Here is a 6,656-nt window from a genome sequence, read left to right as displayed (position 1 = left end):
CGCTCGGATCTAACACAGAGGTGCGCGGGATAATACCCGCCATCGACTCTACCACTTTGGTGCGGTCAAAGAAATCACCACTTTAGTCAATATTCAAGGAAAAACCAGCGCTTCAGTTGCCATTGGTACTGCGGGTTATATGCCTAACGAACAAGCTATCGGATATCCAAAACTATCGAGTGATGTCTATGCGGTGGGAATGCTGGCTATTTTTGCCCTCACTGGTATACAGCCTCACGACTTGCCAAGAGATCCCACGAATGGCGAAGTCGTTTGGCGGAATTGGGCAAATGTTAGCGAGAGATTTGCTGATATTTTAACAAAGATGGTGCGCTATCGCTTCAATGAACGCTATCAATCAGCAGCAGAAGCGTTGGAAGCATTTCCAGCACCGCCAAAACCAAAACGACAACCAGCATCGCAGTCAACACCGCAGTCAACGCCAATACCGCGACGGCAAGTTATTCAAATGTTAGGGTTCATAGGAACTGGAGTTGGTTTGGCTATTGTCGGAGAATGGCTTTTGCAAGGTGTTTTCGGACGGAAAGCCGATGTTGCCCAATCCCTACAAACCTTTAATTTTGAAACTGTCACTGTTGATGCACAGGGAAATATTAACAACCGCAGTAACCTTCAGGCGAAATACTTCGCCCAAGACTTGGGGAATGGTGTCACCTTGGAGATGGTACAGATACCAGGTGGTACATTTCTCATGGGTTCACCACCAGGAGAACAAAAAAGATCTTCATCTGAAGGATCACAACATCAAGTCACGGTTCCTGGGTTTTTTATGGGCAAGTATAAAGTGACTCAGGCGCAGTATCAGGCAATTATGGGTAACAACCCTTCCAAGTCTAAAGGAGAAAAGCGTCCAGTGGAACAGGTCAGTTGGAATGATGCTGTGGAATTCTGCAAACGCTTAAGTCAGAAGACGGGACGCACCTACAGATTACCGAGCGAGGCAGAATGGGAATATGCAGCTCGTGCAGGAACAACTACACCTTTCTACTTTGGCGAAACGATTACAACTGACTTAGCAAATTACAACGGAAGTTATACTCACGCCTCTGGACCAAAAGGTCAATATCGCGAACAGACAACAAATGTGGGGAGTTTTCCACCCAATGCCTTTGGTTTATATGATATGCACGGTAATGTTTGGGAGTGGTGTCAGGATGAGTGGCATGATAGTTACCAAGGCGCACCCACTGATGGTAGTGCATGGTTAACGCAAGGTAGTACAAACGTTCAAAAGCTGCTTCGTGGCGGTTCATGGTACGCCGGTCCAAGCAATTGCCGCTCGGCGTCTCGCGTTAGGGAGCTCCCCGATGGTCGTCTCACCGATGTCGGTTTTCGGTTGGTGTGCGTGGTTGCGTGAGGACTCCTTGCCCTTTGCTCTTTTGCGCTTTTGCTCTTTACACTTCTTTACTTTTCCCTTCTTCCGCCGCAGGTGGATCAAAGATGTATTGCAGTCAGATGCAAACTGCCAAAAAAATATTCGAGACACAGCACATAAGACAGATGTTTATCAACTAAAACCATCTCATAATTGTTAGTGCCATAACCACTTTAAAAATCGGTTTCTGCTAACCATGAAAATACTGGTACTGAATGCCGGATCAAGCAGTCAAAAGAGTTGTGTGTACGAAATTACGGGTGACACTCTCCCCGAAGAACCTCTCAAACCGCTTTCTTTTCTTTTTCCTTCCATTATTAAAATAAGGAGCTTGTGTCCTTGTTCCGGCGGCGTGGCAACAAAGAAAATTTGTTCTTTCCCTTACACACGCCAGATACCTACGGAGGGAAACCCTCCTATGGCACAAAGTGCCACGCTTCGCTATCAGTACTGGCTCCCCTACACCCCCATACCCCTACACCCCTTTCTTGGTCAATCCATTAATTCCTTGGGTGGTAATCCGCCCCAGTGAGCCACGGCTTGCGAAGTATCTTTCCATACTTTCGGTCTTTGAGGAAAATCTTCGTGCCAGGGCCGGGGTTCAAAATACCCTAGATCTTCGTTGAGCATAACATCTATTTCGGTAAATACTTCGACTATGTTTTTGTCGGGGTCTTTATGATACGTAGCGATGTTATGTCCTATCCCGTGGCGTACTGGTCCCCAAAGAGGGGTAATCTTGTGCCTTGCCAAAAAATCACAAGCGGTTTGCATATGTGCCCAGTCTCGTAATTGAAAGGCAATGTGGAACATTTTTTGCTGTTTAGACTGCAAAAAATTCATAGTATGGTGATCCGGATTACATCGCATGAAGACAAAGTGATCTTCGAGCCAGTCAGACACGCGGAAGCCTAACATGTTCTGATAAAAATCAACACATTTATGGACATCATGCACAAACATGGCGACGTGCCCTAATTTTTCAGGGACGATGCCTGTTTCTCGAAACCCATGACTAACTTGTTGAATCGTTGAATATAACTGGAGAGTATGTCCTTCTGGATCGCAAAACTCAAGCAGTTCCGGTATTCCTGGTTGGGCATCTGTTTTTTGCTCTACCTGAATGCCTGCGTCACGCAGTTGTTTGGCTGCCTCTTTCAATGTCTGAGTGCTATCAATCTGAAAAGCAAAGTGATTATGACCGGTCTGTGTCGAGGGATAGAGAATGATTGTATGATGATCTACTGCACAGCTTAAATAGACGGCTCCATCAGAGCCTCGTTCGGTCAGAGTAAACCCCAGAATTTCTGTATAGTATGCCAGCATAGCTTCTACATCTGGCGTTTTAAATCCAGCATGACCTATCTTTGCTACTTGTACCATTTTTTCTCCTTTGCGTCTTGAATTGATTTGACGTTAGCACTCCAGAACAAACAATGTTGGCAACGTTGCAAAACCCGGTTAACTTGAAGTCTTTAATTTCCACCCAGTCAGCTTAAAATTTCTGAAGAACAAGCGCGACAAGCAGACTATGCATTTTCTAAAGATAAGGCAAAAGCCAATTTTTTTGATCACAGCAGTAGCTATGTTGACCACGCTCACACTGACTAGTTGCGACAGCTTAACCACTAACCAGTATGAAGCCACAGCCCTCACCACTTATACCTGGCAAGTTAAGTATGCCGATGACCTCGCCAATGAACAAGTACCACGCTTTGAAACTTTTGCCACCACTTCCTTACTTAATCGTAACGGCTTGAAGCCAGAAGGAGCAGTGACTGGTCCTGATGATAAGGGTTTATGGTGGTCTAGTTTACCACCGCGACCCTCAGTAGATGAAATCGAACAACGCAAAAAATCCCAAGAGGCAACTAGTCCCGAATTGTTAAAATCTGTGAAGTACGAACTCAAGTATAAAGTGGGAGAGGACCAAAGAAAACTACCCACGAACTATCAGGTTTATCGAGAGGTGGTGAAGGCGTATCCCTCACAGACTTCTTTGCAATTAACTTTGGGATTAAATAATAACTCAGTTGAGAAAGCTGAACCTGTGGGTAGTAAATAAAATGAGCTTATGAATTAAATCAGTTATCAGTTACCAGTTACCAGTTTTCACTGTTCACTGGTAACTGTTCACTGTTAAGCGTTCCCTCTCAAGAGGTTTCCTCAATTGGGAAAACATCGCCCCTTAAATAGGATTCAAAGTGTTTCTTAAAGTACTGAATGCTCGTGATATTCGGTTCATCACTTTCGGTGGGCGTGAATTCATAAATTGGTACTTTTTCCCTCACCAGCTTGACCAATTTCGGATTAAGTTGCTCAAAAGAATCTACTCTAGATATTGTTGTTTCAAACCTTAATTTAGCTGGATGACCATATCCTAACTTCATCCAGGGCATCCAAGGACAGTCCCTCGCCCACTGGGCAGGAGGGACATCAGAAGCATCCGGTCGGCAAATATTTGATGTGAAGTATTCAACTCCCTTAAACTTTTCCCCAGGGCAATAATCCGAGTATTTACTATCTCCTGCTAACGGATGCGGATATTCCAAAGGGATTTCCATTACAGAGGTGATATATCCACTACCTTTGGGTATGACAAATTTCTTTGGTTTGACAGAGCCTTGTACAATTCGGTTAGCAATATGTACAACTGGTAATGCTTGATTTGCTTCTGGTGACTTCCAGTAAGTCAAAATTTCTTGCGTAACTGGGTCACAAAATAAACCCAATTCTCTATTGATACGATACCCAACTTCGCCGTATTCAGGACTAGGCTTGATAAAGACTTTCGTCGCATTCATGCCAATAATAGAGAACAATTTCTCCCTTGGCAAGTCTGGTTTTTCTTGCCACCAAATTTCCCCAGACCAGTTGTAATAAAGCTGTAATCCATGATTTTTTCGATAAAAATCAAGGTTATTAAGTTCGTAGTCATCTAAGTAATCACTCATGTTTATTCCATTCATCCTCAAAGACTTTTGCTCGCAATTATCACCTAGCAATTTTTGTAGGGGAGCCAGTGCGTTGGACGGGTTTCCCGGCTTGGAGCATCTGGCGTTGGGCACTGTTTCTCGTTCGCTGAAACTCCTATTTTTACGTTGTGGGCAGTGCCCACCTTAGAGTTATTGAGAATGGTGCAAGATCTCAGTTCCATTCATCCTCAAAGACTTTTGCTCGCAATTATCACCTAGAGTTTGGTAATGGGGGAAGAGTGATGAAGAATATTTTGTTTATGGAGATAAGTAATACTCAACTTCGCTAGGCAACAGGAAAGAAGGATGTACAAATAATATACTTTGTTTTTAAGCGCAGAGCGCAGGCACTTTCACGAATGAAATAAGACTGCTATATGAATATTTACAATACAAAAAATCGAGAACGCAAAATTAAATCGTTATGCGAGGTCATTAGTTATTAGTTATTAATTGTTAGTTATTAGCCCATAATTTATAGTTATAGTCAATCGTTCTAGATTTTTGGCTTTTGAGTTGTCAAAGGACACTTTGCTTAAGTCGGGGAACCCGCCTACACAAGTAGTGTCCTGCTGTTGACTTTCAACTACACCAGCCACCCTTTTAAGCGTTTGGCTATGTGAGGACGCCGTAACTTTCGCATAGCTTTGCTTTGAATTTGTCGTACTCGCTCGCGGGAAAGATTGAACATAGTACCAACTTCTTCCAAGGTACAAGGTTCACTAGTAATTAAACCATACCGTAGAGAGATGACGTCTTTTTCTCGTGGAGTAAGTACGTCACCTAAAACTTCCCAAATCTCCTGGCGCATCATGCTTTCATTCATTTTCGCCTCTGGAGAGAGGTTATCTTCATCTTCTAGCAAATCCATCAATTCTGTGTCTTCTTCTTTACCAACACGATGATTGAGGGACAGTGCTTGTCGTCGTAGTTGTTGTAGCTGGCGTAGTTGTTGGGCGGGAACATCCAAAGCTTCTGCCATTTCCTGTTCGGATGGGTTGCGCCCTAATCTCTGTTTTAGTTCTCGTTGCGCTTTTTTCAGTTTGTTAAGTTTTTCAACAATATGAATTGGCAAGCGAATTGTCCGCGCATCATTAGCTATAGCCCGCGTAATTGCTTGTCTTATCCACCAATAGGCATAAGTAGAAAACTTATATCCTTTATCGGGGTCAAATTTTTCTGTCGCACGATTTAACCCCATTGCTCCTTCTTGAATTAAATCTAGAAAAGGAACTCCCCTATTTAAATATCGCTTAGCAATAGAAACAACCAACCGTAGGTTTGAGCGGATCATTTTACGTTTTGCAACCCGCCCTTGATACAACCGATGTTCCAGTTGTTTTTCTGTCATTCCTATGTGAGAAGCAACAGTTTCCTTATTCGGCTGATCTTCTAGCTTTTCAAGTAAGGAAGCTTGTAATTCCCTAATCTCTTCTAAAAACCGGACTCTACGCGCTAATTCCACCTCTTCATCTGGCTTTAGCAAGGGATAGCGAGCCATTTCTTTAAAAAATGCGCCAACAGCATCGTCATACTCGGTTTTATTATATCCCGAAGGACGCGCCGCCGCCATCCGGTCTCCATCGCGATCTTCGGCTTCTATATTTTCTACTACAATTAGGGACTCATCTTCTGCCACTGCATCTAACGTAATAAACAATTCTTCATTATCGGCAGCAGTTCCCATTGTCTCCATTGTTCCCAATTCAGCTATATTCATAGTTTCCCTCAGAGATTATTGCTCTGTTTGGTACATAGTTAATGACAGCTACTCTGGCGAAGCTTGTTAATTCTCCTCAAAGATAAAGGCACCCGCCACATGACAAGATACAAATATTTGCCCAAAAGTTGTGTGATTTTGAACAACAGTATCTATCTGTGATCACTGGAAGCTCATGCTTTGGTAAAAGTGTATTAAGCGGATGACTTTTAAAAAAATGTCAATACTTACCATAAGTTGGGATCAAAGTAGAAGTACGATCTAACAGGGAACACTCTCACACAAACCCGTTAATTTTTTATTTTTGGGGTTGGTTCATACTTCATTCTTAACACTTAAACCTCAGTTGATTTCATTTGTTGGTTACAGATAGATACAGTTCTTAACTAATTTTGGTAGTTGCATCCATTAACATTTTTCAGGCTATTAACACATATGTTGCTAATTTTTTCTTGATGATAAAATCTTTCCAACCCTCCTTAATGAAAATTCTCTTATTTAACAATTATAAAAATTCATACGCATATCTCCAAATTCTTAAATGATTTTGTGCTTTTCTTAGTTT

The 6,656-nt window shown here is 42.6% G+C and carries 5 protein-coding genes; 2 read left to right on the top strand and 3 right to left on the bottom strand.

Annotation, left to right across the window (positions count from 1 at the left end; translation table 11 throughout):
• The first annotated feature begins 139 nt into the window (after positions 1-139).
• Positions 140-1,378, top strand: a complete 1,239-nt coding sequence (locus AC5JM2_RS13105) for a formylglycine-generating enzyme family protein (RefSeq protein WP_495835312.1) — start codon at positions 140-142, stop codon at positions 1,376-1,378.
• Between the two features lie 510 nt (positions 1,379-1,888).
• Here AC5JM2_RS13105 and AC5JM2_RS13100 read toward each other — a convergent pair.
• On the bottom strand, positions 1,889-2,779 hold the full coding sequence (locus tag AC5JM2_RS13100; RefSeq protein WP_495835311.1) for a VOC family protein: 891 nt from the start codon (positions 2,777-2,779) through the stop codon (positions 1,889-1,891).
• A gap of 202 nt (positions 2,780-2,981) precedes the next feature.
• Between AC5JM2_RS13100 and AC5JM2_RS13095 the strand changes: the two genes are divergently transcribed.
• Complete coding sequence (locus AC5JM2_RS13095) at positions 2,982-3,461, top strand: hypothetical protein (RefSeq protein WP_495835310.1); 480 nt, start codon at positions 2,982-2,984, stop codon at positions 3,459-3,461.
• Between the two features lie 88 nt (positions 3,462-3,549).
• On the opposite strand, the gene AC5JM2_RS13090 is transcribed toward AC5JM2_RS13095, so the two are convergent.
• Both AC5JM2_RS13090 and AC5JM2_RS13085 read right to left on the bottom strand, forming a co-directional pair.
• Entirely contained in the window at positions 3,550-4,350 is an 801-nt protein-coding gene (locus AC5JM2_RS13090) for a DUF1838 family protein (RefSeq protein ID WP_495835309.1), read from the bottom strand.
• Positions 4,351-4,957: 607 nt separating this feature from the next.
• Positions 4,958-6,091 carry an RpoD/SigA family RNA polymerase sigma factor gene (locus AC5JM2_RS13085; protein ID WP_495835308.1) on the bottom strand — a complete coding sequence of 378 codons (1,134 nt, stop codon included), beginning with the start codon at positions 6,089-6,091 and terminating at the stop codon, positions 4,958-4,960.
• Positions 6,092-6,656 lie beyond the last annotated feature (565 nt).

Source organism: Brasilonema angustatum (assembly GCF_059505445.1).
Note: the sequence above shows the minus strand (reverse complement) of the source record. Positions and strands in the feature narration are given on the sequence as shown.

Excerpts from the sequence above, each read along its gene's own strand:
- AC5JM2_RS13100 (WP_495835311.1), bottom strand. The coding sequence starts at position 2,779 with ATGGTACAAGTAGCAAAGATAGGTCATGCTGGATTTAAAACGCCAGAT.
- AC5JM2_RS13085 (WP_495835308.1), bottom strand. The coding sequence starts at position 6,091 with ATGAATATAGCTGAATTGGGAACAATGGAGACAATGGGAACTGCTGCC.
- AC5JM2_RS13090 (WP_495835309.1), bottom strand. The coding sequence starts at position 4,350 with ATGAGTGATTACTTAGATGACTACGAACTTAATAACCTTGATTTTTAT.
- AC5JM2_RS13105 (WP_495835312.1), top strand. The coding sequence starts at position 140 with ATGCCTAACGAACAAGCTATCGGATATCCAAAACTATCGAGTGATGTC.
- AC5JM2_RS13095 (WP_495835310.1), top strand. The coding sequence starts at position 2,982 with ATGTTGACCACGCTCACACTGACTAGTTGCGACAGCTTAACCACTAAC.